The organism is Deinococcus arboris, assembly GCF_009755355.1.
GTDB lineage: Bacteria > Deinococcota > Deinococci > Deinococcales > Deinococcaceae > Deinococcus > Deinococcus betulae.
In genome coordinates, this window is sequence record NZ_WQLB01000025.1 from 42,257 (window position 1) to 62,124 (window position 19,868).

Sequence of the window (19,868 nt, forward strand, 5' to 3'; positions counted from 1 at the left end):
TGGAAGACCTCTCATGACGGTCATTGAGAAGGGGGAAACCATGCGGCCTCCCCCAGCGAGTGATGGAGCGGCGTGCCGGCGTTTACTGGCCCGCCGGGCGCAGCTTTACGCCAGGGAAGTCCACAGGGACTTGTAGGGCCACGTTGACGTAGTTCGTGAAGAGATTCAGAGCCACGTGGGCGATGATTTCAACGATGCTTTCATCGTTGAATCCAGCGGCGCGCAGGTGGTCCACTTCGGCATCACTCACCTGCCCGCGGCCGCGCACCAACTTCAGGGCGAAGCGGAGGGCGGCGGCTGTTCTCGGGTCATTGGCTTCGCCGACCTGCGCGGCGTCCATCTCGTCCTTGGTGGCCCCAGCCTTCCGGCCCAGCGCCGTGTGTGCAGCCAGGCAGTATTCACAGTCGTTCAGATTGGCGATGGCCACGGCAAGTTGCTCGCCGAGTTTGGCGCCCAGACTTCCGCTGCCCAGCGCACCAAAGCTGCCCCACATGCTGCGCAGCGCGGCCGGTGAGTTGGCGACGGCACGGAACATGTTGGGCGTAGCGCCAAAGGCAGCCTGCACTTCCTCAAGCACTTGCTGGCGGTCAGGGGTCAGGTCGGTGTTCAGCAGTTGAACTCGGGACATAATGGTCTCCAGGTGGATTGAGGACGTGAAAATCGGGTTAGTCGTGCCGCGCTGATTAGCGGATCGTGCCGGGCAGGCTCAGGTCACCGGAGGCGACCTTGAAGACGTCCGTCACGCAGAGCAGCGGGCTGTGAAGATTGGCATTCACGCGCAGGGCTGCGGTGACGCCGTCGTACTTGAAGGTTTTAGAAAAGCCCAGTTCTTTCAGAGGCACTTCGATCTGAACGGTGTTGGCACGCAGATCAAGCTGGTAACCAGGGCTGTCGATCAAGATGGGCAGATTGGGCCAGGTGGCGGGCAACTTCGGCTTGGCGCCTGCAGGAATGTCCTTGACCTTCAGGGCCCCTTGGCCGCAGGCGTCATCCGGCACCAGAACCACCCAGTGCGAATGCCACAAGTTGCCGTCATTCTTCGGGTTGCCGTCACCGTTCTCGTCGTACAGAGGGGTATCGTCGAAGTCAGGGTGGGCAGTGGCGGCCAGCGCCAGGACACCCTGAGCCTTGTCAAAGCCAACCGCGCTGGAATCGAGAGAAGTGGGCCACACGTAGCTGTACACCTGACTGCCTGCGAGCTTGCCAGTGGCGGTGGGGAGCATCACGCCAGCCTTGGCGCTGGTCTGCATCTGAAACACCAGGTGCGTGCCCGTGCTGGTGACCTGAGTGCGCACGATGTCGTAGTCCGCCAGTTTGGCCTGTCCGGCCGTGCTGGTGATGGCACCTGTGCCGTGATCGTGCCCGCTGCCGCCCGCCAGGGCGGCGCTGAGAACAGCGAAAAGACCGAAAGCGGAGAAGAAACGACGCTTCATAACAACCTCCTGAGAGTGGCTCAGGTCAGGCCGTCAGAGGGCAGGCGTCACCTGCCAGACGGCGTGACCGTATGGGAAAAAAACGAAACCGGGAGAAACTCGGTTCAGCGGCGCTGCTCGATGTCGAGCCAGGTGCTCCAGGCGGCGCGCTGCTGTTCTGTGCTGCCGGACTCGTGCTCGTCGCAGTCCAGGCGGAGCGTCCGCTCGGCCAGCGGCGCGTCCATGAGGACACAGTGGTGAGGCCAGGCCGGGTCTGGGTGGTGGTGCGGCCTGAAATTCGCGCAGGTCACGCACAGCCGGGCCACCGAAATGTCGCCGCACCTCTCCAGATGCCGGATGACCTTGCTCAACCCGCGAACAAACGTGGCCTGCTCTTCTGGGTTAAGGTCTGCCGTGGCCAGTTCCAGACTGTGAGGCCAGTTTGAAATGTGGGCCGCGACCTCGCTTCCCTCTAACGTCAGCGTCAGAGCCAGCGCGCGCGGGTTCCCCGGCGCCCGGTCTTTTTGAACCAGGGCCTTGGTGACCAGAACCCGGACGGCGTCACTGACAGTGGCGGCCGTCAGACCTAGATCTCGCGCGACAGCCCCTAGGGTTGCCGGCGTGTCGCCGCGCCGCCGAAGGAACACCAGAATCTGCATCTGTGTTGGCGAGAGTCCCAAAGCATTGGCATCCCGCCAGGCCCGCTGCTGCACTGCAAGTGCCAGTTTGGCTAAGCCCTCGCTGATGCTGGCATTGGGCATGTCCTCGGAGGAGTGGGCAGATGAAGTTGGGTGCATACATCCTCCTTCGGACTCCTAAATCATGCATCTTTGTTGCCTGTTAGTCAACACCGACAGTGAGGAATCCCCGATTGACTGCCTTGGTGTGGCCAGAACACTTGTTCCAGTCAAAAAAATATCGATTGCCTGCGCTCCGGACACCATTATGATTCTGGATGTTGCTTGCCAGCCGGGCAACCTATCCTCTAATCACCTTCAGGGCCTCTTCAGAAGGAGCAGTAGAGGATGCGCTACTTGAACTCCACTGTAGGTGGGCGAGGTGACACCCGTCCCAAGTACTGGGGTCGACCAACGTGGGCCAGAGCGTCAGGTGATAATCGTCCGCCAATCTGGCAAAGGGTACATTTCTGCGTTGCCTTCGGGGCAACGCAAGAATAAGATGACGACGTGACCCATACTTCTAACATCGATTCGGCCACTGAGCTGCGCCGCCTGAGTCGGAAGCTCAAGTCACTTCGCGAAAGTCGAGATTGGACACTGGATGAATTGGCAGAGCGCACTGGTCTCTCTAAACCTTACCTCTCCCGTCTTGAAGCAGGGGAACGGCAACCCTCGATTGCCGCGCTCCTCAGCATCGCACAGACGTACAGCGTCACTGTGGCTGCCCTCTTCCAGGAGGAGCAGCAGGCGCCCCAGGTAGTCGTTCGGCAGGGCCAGCGCCCGCTGAAGACGGGCAACGGCCTGTTTCACACCAGCCTCTCCGAGCGCGGAGGCGAATTTAATCTCAGGCCCATCCGAGTGATCGTACCTGTGGATCGGGCAGGTGGTGACCTCTATCAGCACGACGGTGAGGAGTGGTTGTACGTCCTCTCGGGGCACCTCCGGCTGATTCTGGGAAACGAACAGCATCTGCTCTCTGAAGGCGACGCAGCTCACTTTGATGCCAGAACGCCACACCGACTGGTGGCTGAAGGAGAGACTGACGCCGAGTTGCTCCTTGTGGCGACCGTGGCTCCGCGGCCTCTTCTGGGCAGTTACCTCTGAGCAGAACTTCAAGTTCTTGCTCCACCTTCTAAGCCCGGCGGCAACGAATAGAACTCCGCAGCCAGTCCAATTCATTCACTGCGGTGTCCAGCTTTTAGGCAACTTCTATTACTCATTAGTTGCCATCCGGGCAACACAGAATTTATAGTTCTGCTTAGCTTGACGCCTCACTGGTCGGGCATCTGATTTCAGGGAGGTTGAATGCCTTGTCCGATTTTCTGCATAGGTGGATTTCATCCAGTGGATATGATTTGCAGCCCTTCAATACAGGTGCAGCTGAGAGCACTAAGGCTCTTTTGGCGCGGCAACTTCTCAGTGAGCGGGGTCTGCCGGACATTGTCAAAGGCGAGTCTCATATCGTCCCAGTGAGACACAGTGGTGGGGGGGCTGATGCCTCCTTGCTTCTGTACGCTAGAGCCACGGGCTTATGACTGGCGCCCGAGTCAAACAGGTGTGCGTCGGCCTACCGGCCCCTCTATCCTACCGGGGCAGCACAGTGCCCAGCGGGTTTGTCAAAACCCCAGTGAACTGGCCCCTATGGCTGGGCGAGGAGGGCCTGGACGGCGACGGTCAGGCTGACCGCCGTTACCACGGCGGACCAGACAAAGCCGTGTGTGTCTATCCCTCGGAGCATTACCCGTTCTGGTCTGGGCGCCTCATCCGGCCCCTGGGGCCAGCGGCGTTCGGGGAGAATTTCACGACGGCCGGCCTCACCGAGACGAATGTGTGCATTGGGGACATCGTGAAGGTCGGTGGCGCCGTGGTGGAGGTGAGTCAGCCGCGCCAGCCCTGCTTCAAACTGGCCGCGCGTCACGATGAGCCGCGGCTCACCCTGTGGGTGCAGGAGAGCGGCCTGACGGGCTGGTACTTCCGGGTGCTTCGGCCCGGTGCCGTTCGGGCGGGCTCTCGGATGAGTCTGGTGACCAGGCCGCCAGAAGCGGTGAGCGTCCAGGAAGCGAACCGGGTGATGCATGTGGATAAACAAGATCAGGCGGGCATCCAACGCCTCCTGGCCCAGGACGCCCTCTCGACATCGTGGCGGGCGACGCTTGAAAAACGCCTGGCCAGGCACCTAGAAGACACAGCGGCCCGGTTGACTGGCGTGCATGACCCGGTATGACCCAGCCACGGATTTTCATCCGACGTGCAGAGCTGCTTCAGGGAGAGGTGCTGACCCAGCGCCTCCTGGCAGCCGAGGAGTGCCACGGCATCGGGGACCCAATCCGGGCCCTGCGTGTCTTGGGGATTGCCGGGCCGTTTCGCGTGGTGACGCCGTGGGAACTGGAGGATGAGCAGGGTGGCCGGCGGATCAATGCGGGTGGCCATGCGGCCCTGCCCTTCGGCGACCGTCATCTAGTACTCACTGAGTTTCTGCGCCAGTTGCTGGCGCGCGACGTCAGCATGGGGCTGCCCCAGCAAGCGGCCTCGGCGTGGCGCGGGGCCCTGGAAGAGGCGTTGGTGGCTCTCCTCGCCCGCGAAGCTCCGGAGGACGCTGATTCGCGGATGTTCTCCAACAGTGGCGCACAAGCCATTGAGACAGCCGCTAAATTTGCTCGCGCTGCCCTGCTCAAAACCCGTGTGCAGTTACGTGGCCAAAGCCTGCTGTTGTTCCGTACTCAGCATGTGGGGAGCGTCCCGGTTGCCTTGACGTCCGTCTCGTCAGCTCGCGAGCCCCAAGTCGCGGTACCGGGTCACCGCCAAAATAGCCAGCACCGCACAACCTCCCGCCATCAGCACAAAAAATTGCGCCTGGCGCTGTTCCACTGCACAGGTGCTGATCTGAGACACCGCCCAGAACCCGTCCGCGCTGTGTGCCAGAGGGCCGGCATCACAGGCTGTGTCATCCCTCCATTGTTGCTGATCTGATCGGAGTCCGTATCAGACGAACCAACCAGACGGCAGCGCTACGCTTCTGGCACGAGGGCGTGCAGGAGGCGGCCTGATCCTCAAGCCACCTCCTGATCTTCCGTGACCCCGATGAAACTAAATTGCCAGAACCTCACCAACTGTTAGTCCATCAATTTGTCCGGGGTAAAGGGGAGCGCGCGCAGGCGTTTGCCAGTGGCATTGTAGATGGCATTCCCGATGGCAGCGGGCACCCCCACGATCCCAATTTCCCCAATGCCTTTGGCTCCAGTCGGCCCGAATAGAGGATCTGGATGTTCAATCCAGCGGGCCTGCACGTCTGGGGCGTCGGCATTCACGGCAATGTGGTAGCCAGCGAAATCCCCATTCACCACGTGTCCGAAGCGTGGATCCAGGTAACTTTCCTCTTGAAGGGCCGCTGAGATGCCCATGGTCATCCCACCAATAAACTGACTGTTGGCAGTGCGGGGATTGATAATGCGCCCAGGATCGTACACCCCGAGCATACGGGTCACACGCACTTCTCCCGTAACCGCACTGACCTTGACCTCGGCAAAATGCGCACCGTAAGCGTCCAGAACATGCTTCTTGGCTTCATCAGGGAAGTAAGCTCCACCCTCAGCTTCCGCGCCTTCTGCAGGCTGCTGACCGTGCTTCTCGCGGAAATTCACCGCAGCGACCATGATGGCGCTGCCCCAGTTGTAGGTGCCGGTCGATCCACCGGCCAGGTAACCGAACGGCAAGTCTGTCCGTCCGATCTGCAACTTAATGTCGGCCTCTTGCACGTTCAGCGCGTCGGCAGCAATCTGCTGGAGAATCGTCCACGCCCCAGTGCCCAGATCGGCCGCAGCAACCTGAACAGCGTACCGTCCGGCCGTGAACGTGATTCGGGCTTTGGTCGGGAGGGTCTGCTGCTTAGGATAAGTGGCGCTTGCCACCCCCAAACCGTACAGCCACTCACCCACCTGCCGGCCACGCGGTGTGGTCAGCCGCGTTTCCCAGCCGAACAGCCGCGCCCCTTCACGCAGACACTCCACCAGATGACGGCTGGAGTGCGGTTTACCGCTTTCGGGATCGTTGTCCGGCTCATTGCGGATCCGCAGTTCAATGGGGTCAAGCCCCAGCTCGACTGCCAACTCATCCATCGCTGTTTCCTGAGCGAACATCCCAGGGAATTCACCTGGCGCGCGCATGAACGTGGCCGGCGCAATGTCCAGGGGAACCATCCGCGTGGTCGTCTCGCGGTTTGGGGCAGCGTAGAGGTGCCGGGTGGCATTGACGGTCTGCTCTGCAAATTGTTTGAGGCGACTGCTGCTCTGCGTGACATTATGGGCAATGGCCGTCAGTATCCCGTCGGCCTGCGCCCCCAGCCGGAACCGTTGATGGGTGGTCAGGCGGTAACCGACCGAGCGGAACATCTGCTGACGGGTCAACATATATTTGACCGCGCGGCCAGGCAGAAGCTTCGCCGCCAGGGCGGTCAGCATGGTCGGGGCATGCGGAATCCCCTTGCTGCCGAATGCGCCCCCGACATACGGGGAAATGATCTCGATTTGCGCGGGCAGCAGGCCCAGGACAGGAGCCAGCAGCAGCTGGGCGAAGGACGCGCCCTGGGTGGCGTCGTAGAGCCGCAGATGGGGCCGCTCACCCAGAATGCCCAGGACGCCTTCCAATCGTTCGCGGTCCCACTCGGCAATAATGGAGTGCATCTCCATAGGGTTATGGTGCTCGTAGGGCGTGGTGTAGACCGCGTCCACCGTGACAGCAGACGCGGCCAGCGCCGCAGTGACGTTCCCCTGATGGCTGTCAGACGCCGCACCTGTATTGATGCGCTTTGGAGTGTATTCGTCTGGATGCCCAGTGCGAAACTGAGCGTCGTGGGGGGCCACGTCATACTCCACCTGCACCAGAGAAGCAGCGTGCCGCGCCACCTCTACAGACTCGGCAATCACGGCGCCGATGTACTCCCCCCGGTAATGCACGTCTGGGCTTTGCAGAATGTAGAGTTCGTTGTCCGTTTTGGCGAGCAGCTTTGGGGCGTTGTGGTGTGTTAGCACAGTCAGGACGCCAGGCACCGCCCGGGCCGCCGCGTCATCGATGGACCGGATGGTTCCCTTGGCAATGGCTGAGGTGAGAGGAAACAGGTAGGCGGGGTTCTGCACTGCCTGCTCGTAAGCGTAGGGGGCTGTTCCCGTGACTTTGAGTGGCCCGTCCACCCGAACACGGTCTTGCCCGACGTTGCCCGGGGTTTGCTGCCCGCTGACAGCCGGCCTCACTGCAGCCCTCCTTGCACGGCGCCGCCCTGCTCGGCGCGGCGCTGGGCCGTGCGGCCTTCGGCCAGCTCTTCCAACACGGCCACAACTGTGTTGCGGACCAGCGCGACCTTAAAGGTATTTTCTGGTCCTGGAGTCGCGCCCGCCAGTTCCTCTTCAATGGCCGCGCGCAGGCGTTCGGTGGTCATGGTCTGGCCTCTGAGAGCGGCTTCAGCCTTGTGGGCCCGCCAGGGTTTATGGGCCACTCCGCCCAAGGCCAGCCGCACGTCCTTCACCTGACCATTCTCAACCTGCAGCGCGGCAGCAACTGAAACCAGCGCGAAAGCGTACGAGGCCCGCTCCCGCACTTTCCGGTAGGTTGAGCGCCGCGCGACAGGTACAGCGGGCAGATCGACTGCGGTGACCAGTTCGCCCTCTTTGAGGTTGGTGTCTAGGTGGGGCGTGTTGCCTGGTAAGCGGTGAAAGTCTTGGAAAGGCATCTGCCGCTCACCTCCTTGGCCCGACACCACCACCGTAGCGTCCAGCGCTGCAAGCGGAATGCACATGTCAGATGGGTGAACCGCCACGCAGTCCGGTGACGTGCCCAGAACCGCGTTGTACCGCCCAAAGCCTTCCAGCGCCGAGCAGCCAGTGTTCGGCTCACGCTTGTTGCAAGGTGTGGTGAGGTCTTGGAAATAGACACAGCGGGTGCGCTGCAGCAGGTTTCCTCCGGTGGTGGCCATGTTGCGTATCTGGCCAGACGCCCCCGCCAGGATGGCCTCCGCCAACATGGGATACCGCTCACGAATCAGGGGATGCGCCGCCATGTCACTGTTTCTCACCAGGGCACCGATCCGCAGACTGCCGTCTGACCGTTCAGTGATCTCCGTTAAGTTCAGCCGACTGATGTCCACCAACTGATCTACTTCGCGGATCCCCAGCCGGAGATGGTCCACGAGATTGGTTCCGCCTGCCAGGAAGGCGGCTGGGGCCGTGAATTTCTCAAGCGCGTCCGCCACGCTGCCGGCCCGCTCAAAGGCAAAGGGCTTCATTTCTTCTCCAGTGCGTGTAGAGCGTGAACGGACAGGCGAACGTCCGCGTCCGCGACTTCGCGCAGCGCGGCCACAATATTGACGTACGCGCCGCAGCGGCATAAGTTGCCACTCATCCGCTCCCGGATTTCTGCGTCTGTCAGGGCAAAAGGCGCGTTGATGTCCGGCGTAATATGGCTGGGCATTCCAGCACGGTATTCGTCCAGCATGCCGACAGCAGAACAGATCTGGCCGGGCGTGCAGTACCCGCACTGAAAGCCGTCGTGATCCAAGAAAGCCTGCTGAACAGCGCCCAACTGACCGACACGCCCCAGACCTTCAGCGGTCACGACCTCCGCACCATCGTGCGCGACCGCCAGAGCCAAGCAGGACAGTACGCGGCGGCCGTCCAACAGGACCGTACATGCCCCGCACTGCCCATGATCACAGCCTTTCTTGACAGAATTCACGCTCAGATGGTCACGCAGGGCGTCCAGCACAGAGACCCGGGGATCAAGCTCAAGATCATAGGACAGACCGTTGACGTTGAAATGGACAGGAAAGGTCATAAGGAAGCCTCCAACAAGCAGATCAACACACGAGGTCTGGTCTTTTCAGATGGTAGAACGCTGAGCAGGACGTCTGGAAATGACAAGTCTTTAGGGAGCACTCCCGACTGAAGAGAGTTGCAACAGCTGGTTGTCTGTTTCAGTGACACCCTGAGACAGAGCTGGTGGGCAATCTCCATGCCCATCAACCCGCTTCTGCCGGTTTCGCTCAGGTCAAGTCGTTTTTGCACACGGACTGAAGGGCCGGACGCCCATGCGACCAGTACAGTAAGGCCCAGGAAGGAGAGTTGGCCTGCATGGATGAAACCCTCGACGACTTCTTGAGTCTCTGTGCTCAGCTGAGCAGCGCACCTGACCTGGTTTTGGCTACCCTGATAGACACTTGGGAGGTTCGTCAGCCACTGGGCCGCCGCGCCTGGCTGTTGCCAGACGGGCAGCGGCTGGGGACACTGACGTTGGGCGGCTGCGCCGACAGTGTATTGCGGCGCGCCGCGCAGCAGGTACGGCACAGTGCGCGGGCCGTCCGCGTGAAGGTCGATCTGGGCAGCGGTGAAGCGTATGAATTTGGCCTGACCTGTTCTGGAAGCGTAGAGGTCCACCTTCAGCTCGCGTCGCCTGCACATCCGCTCTGGGCCAAAGCCCGGGATGAGCGCTTGGCCGGCCGCGTTTTGCGGCTGGTGACGCGGTATGGCCCAGACGCTGGCGTGACACTCCTCACTGATGCGGGGGAGAGAGAAGTGCTGGGGCAGCCCCTCACACCGGCTCAGCAGGCACGGGCAGACCTTCCTCTTCAAGGTTCAGGGGGCCACTGTGCCGAGCGCACCCCCGATGCCCTGTATGAGCGTTGGCTCCCGGCCATCGGTCTGGTGGTCGTGGGCTCTGGCCCGATTGCCCGCCCGCTGACCCAGTTGGCCCACACTATGGGCCTGCGGGTGACGGTCACGGATGACCGGCCAGAGCGCCTCCAGCCTCAGGAATGGCCGGGCACCCAAACAGTGCTGAGCGTCTGCACCGGTCAGGAACTCCGCCTCCCACCCTTGGGGCCGCAGGACGCTGTGGTTATCCACTCGCACGACTACGCCCATGAGCTGTCTGTCCTGACCAGAGCCCTGGCCTCGCCCTCGCCGTACGTGGCCCTGGTGGCCAGCCGGCGGCGAGGCCAGGCTCTCCTCAAGTTTATGCAGGACACTGGCACCGACCCCGCGCAACTGCGCCGCATTCATACACCTGCAGGCTTCGATCTGGGTCTGGAGTCTCCGGCTGGGATTGCCCTGAGTATCCTCAGTGAGCTGGCCGAGCTTATGGGCCGGGGCAAGAGGGGAAGGCCAATCCAAGCTCTAGATCACCAGTAGTGTCAGTGTTCACCTCTTCTGGGCATGCTGTGTAGCCGAGCAAGAATGTCAGGCGTGTCCACATCGGTCAGCTCATCATCTGGCCGGTCAATGAAGGTGGCCTGATGCCGGTAACGCTCAATCAGCGCGCGTGGGCCTGTGTCAGCAGCCGGCAGCTCCAACAGTTCAGGCAGGAGGCGAGCGTGGAGCAGCAGAGGCGGAGCCTGGACCGCGTGTGTGGCTTCGCCATAACGGGTGCCTACGAGCGGAGCGCCTGTGCAGCGAAACGCCTCGCGGAGCGCCCTGTAAGTTGAGGGCGTTACAAAAGGCATATCTGCCAAGGCAAAAGTCAACGTGTCCAACGTCTCTGAGAGGGCCTGTGCCGCCACTTGGAAAGACGACAGGAGGCCCTGTTCAGGCTCGGGATGAACCACAGCGGTGAAGGGCAAATCGGCCAAGGCAACTGCAATGTCCCGGCCCACCGCGCCGGGCGGAACCACCACAGTGTACTTGTCGGTCACGTCTCCACCGCGCAGGAGCGCCAAAGCAGCATACCGGCATAGCGGCTGACCGTGCAGGGGCACGAGCTGTTTGGGAACCCCCATCCGTCGGCTGGACCCAGCAGCCAGCAGCGCAGTGGCATGAGCAGCCATGTGGATCATTATCAATGGAACCCTGGTGTGAGTGCGAGCAAGGGGTTGCAGCAAGTTATTGGGGTAACAGGGTGCGGAAACTGTCCATACGTGGCGATCCTCCCGATCACAAACAGGTGTTCTCGGCGAAGCCTAATCAGGATGATGTGGTCTGGCCGCACTCGCCCCAGGTTCGGACCTTCGTCATTTTCAGGCTGAAGTCGCTCTCTGCTGGGAACACCAACGTGGCACCGTCAGTGACTTTTGTTTCCCAGCGTCTCACAGTGGACGCGCACCCAGGTGGCCGTGTTGTCGTCGTGGCGCTCCACGGCCCGCTAATACGGGAACCCCCAGCGTCTGCGTTTTCAGGAAAGGTGCGCGCGATCCAGCCAGATACCGTACTTCATACCGATCACGTGCCGGATTATGGGCTGGTCCGACCGCTGCTGTCAAAGCCACGCAACCGGGCATCACCGTCCAAGATCAATCCAAGCTCGTCTTGCTGTGCGAATGTGAGCTTTTTGGGTTGGCCGGTCGCGCGGGAAGCTCGCTCTCACGTCTGAGCCAGGCCTGGATGGTGCCGTCAGTGACGCCAAACTGTTGCGTCAGGTCGCGGGTCGTGCGACCAGGGTCATTGAGCGCGAGCTGAGCGGCGAGACGTCCAGTTGGGTGTGGGTGAGGCGACTGGGCCGCCAGGGGGAAATGGTCGCACTCCACACGACATATTCTCATGAATCAGTAACTACAGAACACGGAGAGTGGGAAACACCGTCAACAGGCGTTCGTGGGGCTCCACGAACGCCTCAGCTGATTGAAGAGGTCTATTTGCGCCAGACGGCGACCGTGACTGTGCCGCACGTGTAGGAGGAGGTTCGGCTGTACCCCTGACCGGTGTAGTTTGCATGTTTTTCAGCGGCTTGCGCAGCGCTCATCCCATGAAAGGATGCCCACTGACCTTGCCTTGGCACCCACGTTGAGTTATACGTGCTGCCGTTGGAGGCACACGTAATCAGGTTGGGCATCATGCCGGAATCGGCCAGGTGGTCAACGAGCCGCTGATAATCAGCACCTTTAATACCGTTAAACGTCAGATTGCCTGCGGGTCGGGGCGGCCAGAACAGCACTGAGGCTTCTGGAAAGGTTCTGCCAGCTAGAGGCGTCCAGGGTCCATCCAGACCGGCTTTTCCTCCGATAAAGGGTGTGGTCAACCCCCGCTCAAATGTCATGGGCATGGGCTGCCCCCCTTTCTGCAGATGAACATGGAGATGTGGGGCAGAAGAGGATCCTGAGTTGCCGATGCGCCCCAAAAACTGTCCGGCATTGACCCGGGCGCCATTGGTGACCCGCACCTCCTGTTCAATCCCTGTGCCGTCGCTCTTGCCGTTGGTGCCTGTAAAGACCTGGGCATTGTGTGGACACAGTGCGGCGGGAATGCTGCCAGGTTGAGCATGGGCATACAGGGCTTGAGCGCCGTCATCCTGCAAAATCCACAAGTGGTTGCCACCGCCAGCAAACTTTGATCCAGGCTTGTAGAGGGGGTGTAAAGCCCCTGGAATGTTCTCGGGGGCGTTGCGCCAGCAGCCTACCACCGTGCCGGCCGCCATAGCGTAGAAGGGTTTCCCGTAAACAATCCAGTTGCTGTTGACCTTGGTGTCGGTGGCACCGGCTTTCAGTCTGGACCAGTTGGTATCAGACACGCGGCGCAGGGCCCCAATATCTTTGCCCTCCGCTTGAATACCCCCTGTGTGAACGCCCGCGTTGTAGCGCTCGTCGGCGTTAAGGTCGTCACCTCTGAGAGGCAGAGTCAGAGCAGCGGTGGTGGACTGAACAAGAGTGGCGACCGCCAGGGTAACCAACAGAGATTTTGAGGTCATGTGTATGCTCCTTGAAAGAAAGCGCAGGGTTAGGTTTGCGTGGCGAGGGCGGCGACACCGTGGCGCGCCATGAATGCGGCGGCTTCGTGCGGGCTGGTCAGCCAGGGAAAGAACTCAGGTGGGTGATTGAAACCGTTGACAAAGGCGTGGGCCAGGCTGGGATGACGCTGCGCGGCGTCCAGAACACCCAGCACGTGTGGTGGGGGTGGCCCCAGCAATGCGTTCGTCCATTGGGTCACGTACTGCGCGTACCCCCAGTAATCCTCAAAGGTGTCCTGCATCCAACTCCGGTCGAAGGGACGGTCGCGCTGCCACAGAATCCGTTCCAGGTAGACGGCAGAGGCGCGTGCGGCGCTGCCCGCGCCCTGACCGGTCAGGGGATCATTGACCACCACGGCGTCCCCCAGACCCAGTACAGGTCGCCCCGAAGGCAGGGTGGCCACTGGGCGGCGGACCTGTGGGGTCACCTGTCCCACAAGTGTTCCCATCACGTCCGTCAATTGGGCGTCCTTGACCCTGTCGTAGTCCCACGGAACGAAGGCCGCCATGAGGGCCAGCATGCGCTGAAGTTGGTCTGCAGGGTCCTGAATATCCCTAAAAACGTCCAGTGGCCCTCCCGGAACGGCTTCAATCAGCACATTCTCGTAAGGCAGCCACGCGCCCTGTGCGGTACGGGTCAGACCAGGGAGCAAAAAGACCTCGCCGGCACCGGGAATCAGATTGAAGGTGACGGCACTGTGGCCCGAGCGCGGCCTGACGTTTTGAAGATAAGCCAAAGCCAGGTGACGCTGCGGCGCATCATACGGGCTGCGCGACGCGTCTCTCTCAAAGATTCGCCCCAGATCACCCTTTCCGGTCGCGACCAGCACAAGGTCATGGGTGTCGCTTAAACGTTCAGCCGTATTCACATCTGCCTGCTCGGTCACCACGGCCCCGCCCCGCCCAGCAAACGTGCGCTGCCAGTGAGCAAACTTGACGCGTTGATCGATGCTGTAGGCCGGATGATCTAGCCGAGCTTCAAAGGACATGGCCTTGTGTCCGGGAAGTTCTGGGTGAGGCACACTGAAGGCGATGCCCTCGATTGAGTGGCACAGCCCATCCCAGAAGTTCAGGTCAAGCTGCCGCTCGGTTTCGCAGGCATCGTGGAACAGCGCTTGCGTGCTCATCACCTGACCTGACTCGACCTGTTCTGGGGTCCGGTCCGTCACCAGCGTCACCTGATAACCGTGATGCTGTAGGCCTAGCGCGAGTTGAAGTCCCGCCTGTCCAGCGCCAATCACCGCAATTGGCCTCATATCTCCTCCTTTCAGGTTCATTGGTGCCAGGTCCCAGCCACGGCGCGTGGAAGTGTTCTCTGGCTGTCGCTTTGAACCTGAGCAGAGCTTAAAAGGAGGCTGTGACATGAGCGTGACGGCATGTCCCAAAGGAAAAGCATCGTGTCAGACGGATAATTTAGGTCACCGCGACATGATGATTTCTTCTTCTCACATACCACTTATATTTTCAGATGCCAGAAAATCTTCCCACGTGTTGGGGAGAGGTTCACCCAACAGCGCGCACTGGTGACGGATCTGGGTATATACCGACACCAGAGCCATCAACTCGCCGCGCCCGCGCAGGCACCGGAGTGTCAAGGACAGCGCAGACCAGTCGAAAGGATCCATTGCCAGCAAAATTTGTCCCAGACGAGCGGCCTCGGCCGGCTCCCGCAGTTCGGCTGCGTAGGCCGCCAACCTTAACCCGTAGGCCAGCACTTCTCTGGCGCCCGATAAAAAGTCGGGGAAGTCGGCGGCGTAGGCGCCGCGCCATAAGCTGCTCTGCTGCGTCTTCAAAAAGAGTTCTGCGTCGCTGACGACTTCATGACCCAAAGCGTACCCATAGGCGGTGCGCACCACACAGGCGGCGCCGTAAGTGGCACGTAAACGGCGAATCTGCTGCCGCAGGCTGACTGCAGCTTGCTGGGGATCTTCATCGGGGAACAGAACCTCAAGTAGTTCATCTGAGGGCATGCCCAAACGCCCAGCCAGACGGTTTTCGAGGAGGCAGATGAGCAGCCTGAAGCCCTTGACCGAGCGTGATGCCAGGACTTCTTCGCCTCGCCTTATCTGGACTGGACCTAAGACACCCAGTTGGAGCAGCTCAGATGGGGCGGCTGGCTCAGACAGGAGTAGTGGCCAAGATCTGTCCACTTCCTCAATGGTCTCTTGCAGCGGAAAGAATTGTAATGTTCTGTAAGCAAAGCTGGAAAAATGATGCTGTCTGAAAAAAGCCAGGCGCCGCTCCGCGGTGTGCCGGTCGCCCCGCAACCGATCTGCTTCCAGTCCGAACCGCTCGGCGTAGGCTGGCATCTTCATACTCCGTCCCAGGTCGCACGCCGCCTCAAACGCCTGAATGGCAGCGGCAGCCTCTCCTTGCCGTTCCAACAGAAATCCCCGGGCAAACAGGTAGAAGGGGGCGGTAGCGGCCTGCCCGCTGGCCTGGATGACGGCCTCACCCGCCTCAATCTGCTGCTGGGCCCTCTTCAGATCACCATGTGCGCTTTCGGCCCACGCACTGATACTCATGACCCAGCCGAGCAGACTGTTATCTTGAACCTCTTGGGTCAGGCGCAGGCCCTGCCGGGCGTGCCTAACAGCCAGAAGGCCGTCTTGAGGCCGCGCCCATTCGAGCGACAGATTGCACAGGTACAGCTGAGTCAAGATGGTATACATCGAGGCTTGGTCTCCCTCCAGCAATTCTTGGGCGGCCAGCAGCAGATCCTGCGCTCCTTCAAAATCGCCCTGAATCATCCGGCAACTGGCCAGTTCGCCTTGGGCACGGGCCAGCAGGCGCGGATCGCCTTGCCCTTCGGCCAGCCGCACAGCCTGCTGAGCGTCTGCCGCCGCCGCAGGCACCTGAAGGGCCCAGCTGAGGACGCGGGCCCGCTCCAGCAGCAGCCCAGCCTGAAGAGTGACCGCGCCCGTCTGAGCACTCACCCCGATGGCCTCTCCCAGCGTGGCAAACATCTGTGGGTTCGCCTGCGCAATTTGAATCCGGCCCAGTGCCTGAAGAAGCGTAATGCGCTCGGCGGGTTCAGGACTGCGGTTCAGCGCCCGCCGAATGCTGGCTTCCGCCTGGTCTGCCTGACCTGTACGCACCTGAGCCATCGCCACCTGGGAGGAGACGTAGGGAAGGCCACTGAGCTCGTACTGATGTTGGTCCCAGATGTCCAGCGCCCCTATAAAGTCCGAAGCGCTGACCCGGGTCTCCAGCCAGCAGGCCCAGAAGTCAGTTTGCTCGCGCAAAGCTTCTGGTGCATTTTCAAGGAGCCGCTCAGCTTCCCGCCCCCGACCAGAGCGGGCCAGCAGCCGCGCGCACAAGTACCGTGACTCAGGTCTAAAGGGGTCTAGCGAAAGAGACTGGGTGGCCCTGTGAAGCGACCGTTCCATCTGAAAGGGCTCTAACGCCTGCGCAGCTTGAAGAGCCGTGCCCGCCCGTTCGGCAGAAGGGACCAGGTCGGCCAATTGATCTAGGAGATCGGCACAAGCGGCCTCGGCTCCCCGAGCCTGCGCGGACAGGAGCGCCTGTCTCAGCACCTGCACGGCCTCAACCGCTGGTAGTTCGGCCCAAGTCAGCAAGCGTGCCGCCTGTGCCGGTTGACTCTTCAAGAACTGAACACAGCGCCGCGCCGTTTCACGGCGAAGACGGTATGGCGTCTCTTTCAGAGCGACTTCCCGGAACAGGGGGTGTTCAAAACAGCCGTCCACCAGAAGGCCGCTCCTTGCCATGTCCTGAGCCAACCGGGCCACTGAGGGCACTGGCAGATCGCTAAGGGTCGCTGCCGCCTCAAGGCTTAATGTGTGGTCCGGCAGAGCAGTGTCCCATATGGCCCACAAGCCTATGAGCCGGCCAGCTTCCGCCGGCGTCAGCACACCCACCGACATCTGACTCAGTTGATCGGCAATCAGGGCCTCGATACTGGTCGGAAGGGTCGACGCGGCCGGTTCCCGCCAGCGCCACCGGCCGACGTCCTGATAGAGGGCGCCGCTGCGACTCAGATGCCGGAAGAATTCCAGAAGGAAGAGTGGATTGCCCTGACACCGTGGCGCCAGCCAAGTCAAGGCAGCGTCTGGTAAATGCCCCTGGGCCTGCTGTTCGACCAACGCACGGGCTGCTGCCAGGTCCAGAGAGGAGAGACGCTGCTCGACAAACGGTTCCGGCAGGGGTGTGCGGCTGGAGACCACCAGGGCGACGCCCCTTTTGCGCGGCAGCGCACGTCCCAGTGACAGCCAGAATTGGGCTGCGCGTCCGGACACGTCGTGGAAGTCTTCCGCCCAGACCAAAATGGGACCCGCGCGGTTGAGAAGCGCACTGACCGCTGTGACCAAGACGGCAAGGTCCTGATCTTGACCTTTCAGGTGGCGCTCTAAAGTCTGGCTGGCCCAGCATGGAGCGCCGGAAAGGTCGAGAAGAGAAGCAAATCCAGTTTCAGCGTTGCGCGTGTGCATGTACAGAGAAGGGCCAGGCCACTCGCAGAGAAGCTGCTGCCCCAAATACGTTTTGCCCATGCCCGGTTCACCCACTACGGCAATGGCCTGACCACCTCGGCGTGAAGAGATCCGCTGCAAACGCTGAGAGAGGATGTGAAGATCGTCAGACATGGGGGTTCCTTTGTCGCGCGAGATTCGAAGTCAGACCTGGTTCAGAGCTTTATGCTGATGAGACTTACCACACCGTTTACAGGCCGTTCGCCATGACAGTACATCCCACCCAGTCGCCTTGAAGCACACTAACTGACCACCGCATCAGCAGCCAAATCACCTGCGCTTCGTACCGATGTTCGTAGCAGCGTCAGCCTGAGTGGGGGGGCATATGAGTGGTAGACGTAACTCAGGCGCTCGTGCAGATGCACGAGCGCCTGTCGCTGGTAGATCTTCTGTTGCTACCCTCAGAAGTCATTAGGCTTAACGCCTTACCTCATAGGTTTTGGCAACTGCAGGACTATAGATTCAGCTGCGGCCGTTCGCGCGAAAGAGCGTTCACCTGGTGGGAAAAGCGGTCAGCTTGGAAACCCACGCAAAAGGTGGAGTGCGCCTGACAGGGGTAGTATCAGGACGTGTCATCCCGGATCTCCAATTGGCTGCGGCTCACTTCTGGGCGCTGCCAGCCGCGCCTGAACTGTATCCGCAAATGGTCGAGCTGCCAAAATCTGGAGTACGTCGCCAGCCTGAATGCGAGTATCACCACGGGGAATGATGTACTGCTCCTCTCGGCAAATCAGTACGATCAGAGCCTCGGCCGGCAATCCTAAGTTCAGAATGCGCTGACCCACAAAGTCAGAGGTCGCAGGCACCGTGACCTCAATCAGATCGTTTTTCCCTGCCCCGGTTGGGGTGTATTCCAGGGGCATAACAGAAGGGCCAGCAAGCGGAGCATTGACTCTAAGCCAACGGGCCACAAAGGGCAGCGACGTCCCCTGCACAAGAATAGAGACCAACACCAGAAAGAACGCCACATTGAGCAGAAGGGGCGCGCCAGGCACACCCGCAATCACAGGGAATGTAGCCAGAACGACGGGTACAGCACCGCGTAAGCCGACCCACGCCACCATGGTCTTGTGCGCCAACGGCATTCGGACGCCCAGCAGGCTGAGATAGACCGCCACCGGACGAGCTACAAACACCAGCACGGCTGCCAAGATCAGGGAGGGCACCGCCACAGCAGGTAATTGCAGTGGGAAGACTAAGAGACCCAGCAGCAAGAACATTCCGACTTCCATCAGGTAAGTGAGTCCCTCATGGAAATGCCGCAGAGAGCGCTTATGAACAAAATCGCTGTTCCCCAGCACAACCCCAGCTATGTACACGGCGAGTAGACCACTACCGTGTGCTGCGGCCGTCAGACCGTAAATGACTGCCACAATGGCCACGGTCAGCACCGAATACAGACCTTCAAGCGGCAACCGAACACGGTTGATAAGAGGTACTGCGAGCCGGCCCAGGCCGTACCCGAAGATGCCGCCCAGCGCCATCTCCACAGCGAACTTGCCCAGTAGATCGAGCGGTGCTTTCTCTGGGTGCAGGGCCATGGATGTGAGGCCGATGACTAAGACAACCGCAGTAGGGTCATTGATGCCGGACTCAAACTCCAGCATGGGCCGAATGTTGCCTTTGAGCCCCAAGGCGCGCTCTTTCAGTACTGAGAAGACGGCACTGGCGTCGGTAGGCGCCACAATGGCCCCCAACAACAGAGCAACCACCCAGGGCAGGCCGAAGAGGTAATGAGCTGCTACGCCCACGATGCCAGTGGTCAGGACGACGCCCACTGTGGCGAGTGAAATACCCGACCAGAGTACCGGCCGGGTACTGCGCCAGTTCGTCTCTAAGCCCCCAGTAAACAGGATGAAGGCCAGGGCGATGATGCCCACAAACTGGGTAATTTCGTAGTTCTCAAACGCAATACCGCCCGGGCCTTCACTGCCCGCCAGCATGCCAATAATCAAAAACAGGAGGAGCCCAGGCAGGCCCAAGCGGCCGCCAACCTTGCTGGCCAGCAGACTCAGTAATAGCAGACCGCCTCCCATGAGCAGAATGAGTCCAGTATTCAAAAAGATCGTCTCCTTCACAAAAGGTCAGTAGGCGAAAAGGAAATTAAAAAAAGAGGAGCAGAACTCAGGAGCTTGCAGATCAAGGTCTACCTTGAACGTCAGGACTTTTCGGGCTCAGGGTGAAATTCCCGCTCAATGAAGGCGTGGAGGGCATCCCGGAAGGCGTCACCCTCTGTGGGCAGCTTGGCCGCGTAAGCGGCGTCCCGGATCGCTGCGGAGAGGAGTTGAGCGGCAGCTCGAGTGCGACTGACGTCCATCAGCTCGGCCAGTTGGGAGAGCCAGAATGCGTCGGGCGCGCTCAGGCGCACCGTTACTTTGCTTTCAGGGAGATCACCTTCAGGGCCGCGTGCGGCCCGCTCTTCCAGCACATGCTGAATCAGTGTCTGAACACGGGAAGCGGATTTATTCGCCATAGAACCTCCAACTGCAGTATAGAATATTTGCTGGCAATTTGCCATATTTTAGTCTATAGGTTAGATCTTGATATTAGATAGATTGCCAACTTTTTACTGCTGTAGTCGGTACCAGCCT

Annotated in this window: 16 protein-coding genes; 4 read left to right on the forward strand and 12 right to left on the reverse strand. The window is 60.8% G+C overall.

Annotated elements, in window-relative coordinates:
• Window positions 1-82: 82 nt before the first annotated feature.
• The 3 genes from GO986_RS16035 to GO986_RS16045 form a co-directional block, all read right to left on the reverse strand.
• Window positions 83-628: a carboxymuconolactone decarboxylase family protein gene (locus tag GO986_RS16035; RefSeq protein WP_157460314.1), complete on the reverse strand. Its 546-nt coding sequence runs from the start codon at window positions 626-628 to the stop codon at window positions 83-85.
• A gap of 55 nt (window positions 629-683) precedes the next feature.
• A complete protein-coding gene (locus GO986_RS16040; protein ID WP_157460315.1) occupies window positions 684-1,433 on the reverse strand; it encodes a hypothetical protein in 750 nt (249 codons plus the stop codon).
• A 104-nt stretch (window positions 1,434-1,537) separates the two neighbouring features.
• Entirely contained in the window at window positions 1,538-2,209 is a 672-nt protein-coding gene (locus GO986_RS16045; protein ID WP_157460316.1) for a MarR family winged helix-turn-helix transcriptional regulator, read from the reverse strand.
• A 390-nt stretch (window positions 2,210-2,599) separates the two neighbouring features.
• Here GO986_RS16045 and GO986_RS23500 point away from each other — a divergent pair, with 390 nt between their 5' ends.
• The 3 genes from GO986_RS23500 (at window position 2,600) to GO986_RS16065 (ending at window position 5,062) form a co-directional block, all read left to right on the forward strand.
• Window positions 2,600-3,196 (forward strand): helix-turn-helix domain-containing protein, encoded by a 597-nt coding sequence (locus GO986_RS23500; RefSeq protein WP_198170744.1) that lies wholly within the window; start codon window positions 2,600-2,602, stop codon window positions 3,194-3,196.
• Between the two features lie 427 nt (window positions 3,197-3,623).
• The gene (locus GO986_RS16060; protein ID WP_157460318.1) at window positions 3,624-4,316 is read left to right on the forward strand and encodes an MOSC domain-containing protein; all 693 of its coding nucleotides are present in this window, start codon (window positions 3,624-3,626) and stop codon (window positions 4,314-4,316) included.
• The gene (locus tag GO986_RS16065) at window positions 4,313-5,062 is read left to right on the forward strand and encodes a PLP-dependent aminotransferase family protein (RefSeq protein WP_157460319.1); all 750 of its coding nucleotides are present in this window, start codon (window positions 4,313-4,315) and stop codon (window positions 5,060-5,062) included. The genes GO986_RS16060 and GO986_RS16065 overlap by 4 nt, the downstream gene beginning before the upstream one ends.
• A 143-nt stretch (window positions 5,063-5,205) precedes the next feature.
• Here GO986_RS16065 and GO986_RS16070 read toward each other — a convergent pair whose 3' ends face one another.
• Genes GO986_RS16070 through GO986_RS16080 form a run of 3 tightly spaced genes read right to left on the reverse strand, consistent with a single transcriptional unit; the run spans window position 5,206 to window position 8,914 of the window.
• Window positions 5,206-7,338, reverse strand: coding sequence for a xanthine dehydrogenase family protein molybdopterin-binding subunit (locus GO986_RS16070; protein WP_369409422.1), 2,133 nt, complete (start codon window positions 7,336-7,338; stop codon window positions 5,206-5,208).
• Complete coding sequence (locus GO986_RS16075; protein ID WP_157460320.1) at window positions 7,335-8,366, reverse strand: FAD binding domain-containing protein; 1,032 nt, start codon at window positions 8,364-8,366, stop codon at window positions 7,335-7,337. The genes GO986_RS16070 and GO986_RS16075 overlap by 4 nt, the downstream gene beginning before the upstream one ends.
• Window positions 8,363-8,914, reverse strand: a complete 552-nt coding sequence (locus tag GO986_RS16080; protein WP_157460321.1) for a 2Fe-2S iron-sulfur cluster-binding protein — start codon at window positions 8,912-8,914, stop codon at window positions 8,363-8,365. The genes GO986_RS16075 and GO986_RS16080 overlap by 4 nt, the downstream gene beginning before the upstream one ends.
• Before the next feature lie 296 nt (window positions 8,915-9,210).
• Here GO986_RS16080 and GO986_RS16085 point away from each other — a divergent pair, with 296 nt between their 5' ends.
• Window positions 9,211-10,266 carry an XdhC family protein gene (locus GO986_RS16085; RefSeq protein WP_157460322.1) on the forward strand — a complete coding sequence of 352 codons (1,056 nt, stop codon included), beginning with the start codon at window positions 9,211-9,213 and terminating at the stop codon, window positions 10,264-10,266.
• Window positions 10,267-10,268: 2 nt separating this feature from the next.
• On the opposite strand, the gene GO986_RS16090 is transcribed toward GO986_RS16085, so the two are convergent.
• The 6 genes from GO986_RS16090 to GO986_RS16115 all read right to left on the reverse strand — a co-directional run bounded on the left by GO986_RS16090 (window position 10,269) and on the right by GO986_RS16115 (window position 19,750).
• The gene (locus tag GO986_RS16090) at window positions 10,269-10,898 is read right to left on the reverse strand and encodes a nucleotidyltransferase family protein (protein ID WP_157460323.1); all 630 of its coding nucleotides are present in this window, start codon (window positions 10,896-10,898) and stop codon (window positions 10,269-10,271) included.
• Window positions 10,899-11,698: 800 nt separating this feature from the next.
• A complete protein-coding gene (locus GO986_RS16095) occupies window positions 11,699-12,751 on the reverse strand; it encodes a M23 family metallopeptidase (protein ID WP_157460324.1) in 1,053 nt (350 codons plus the stop codon).
• Window positions 12,752-12,780: 29 nt separating this feature from the next.
• On the reverse strand, window positions 12,781-14,046 hold the full coding sequence (locus tag GO986_RS16100; RefSeq protein WP_157460325.1) for a styrene monooxygenase/indole monooxygenase family protein: 1,266 nt from the start codon (window positions 14,044-14,046) through the stop codon (window positions 12,781-12,783).
• Window positions 14,047-14,235: 189 nt separating this feature from the next.
• Window positions 14,236-17,391: an ATP-binding protein gene (locus tag GO986_RS16105; protein WP_157460326.1), complete on the reverse strand. Its 3,156-nt coding sequence runs from the start codon at window positions 17,389-17,391 to the stop codon at window positions 14,236-14,238.
• 458 nt (window positions 17,392-17,849) lie between these two features.
• Window positions 17,850-19,355 carry a potassium/proton antiporter gene (locus GO986_RS16110; protein WP_369409423.1) on the reverse strand — a complete coding sequence of 502 codons (1,506 nt, stop codon included), beginning with the start codon at window positions 19,353-19,355 and terminating at the stop codon, window positions 17,850-17,852.
• A gap of 80 nt (window positions 19,356-19,435) precedes the next feature.
• Window positions 19,436-19,750 (reverse strand): hypothetical protein, encoded by a 315-nt coding sequence (locus tag GO986_RS16115; RefSeq protein ID WP_157460327.1) that lies wholly within the window; start codon window positions 19,748-19,750, stop codon window positions 19,436-19,438.
• Window positions 19,751-19,868: the final 118 nt, after the last annotated feature.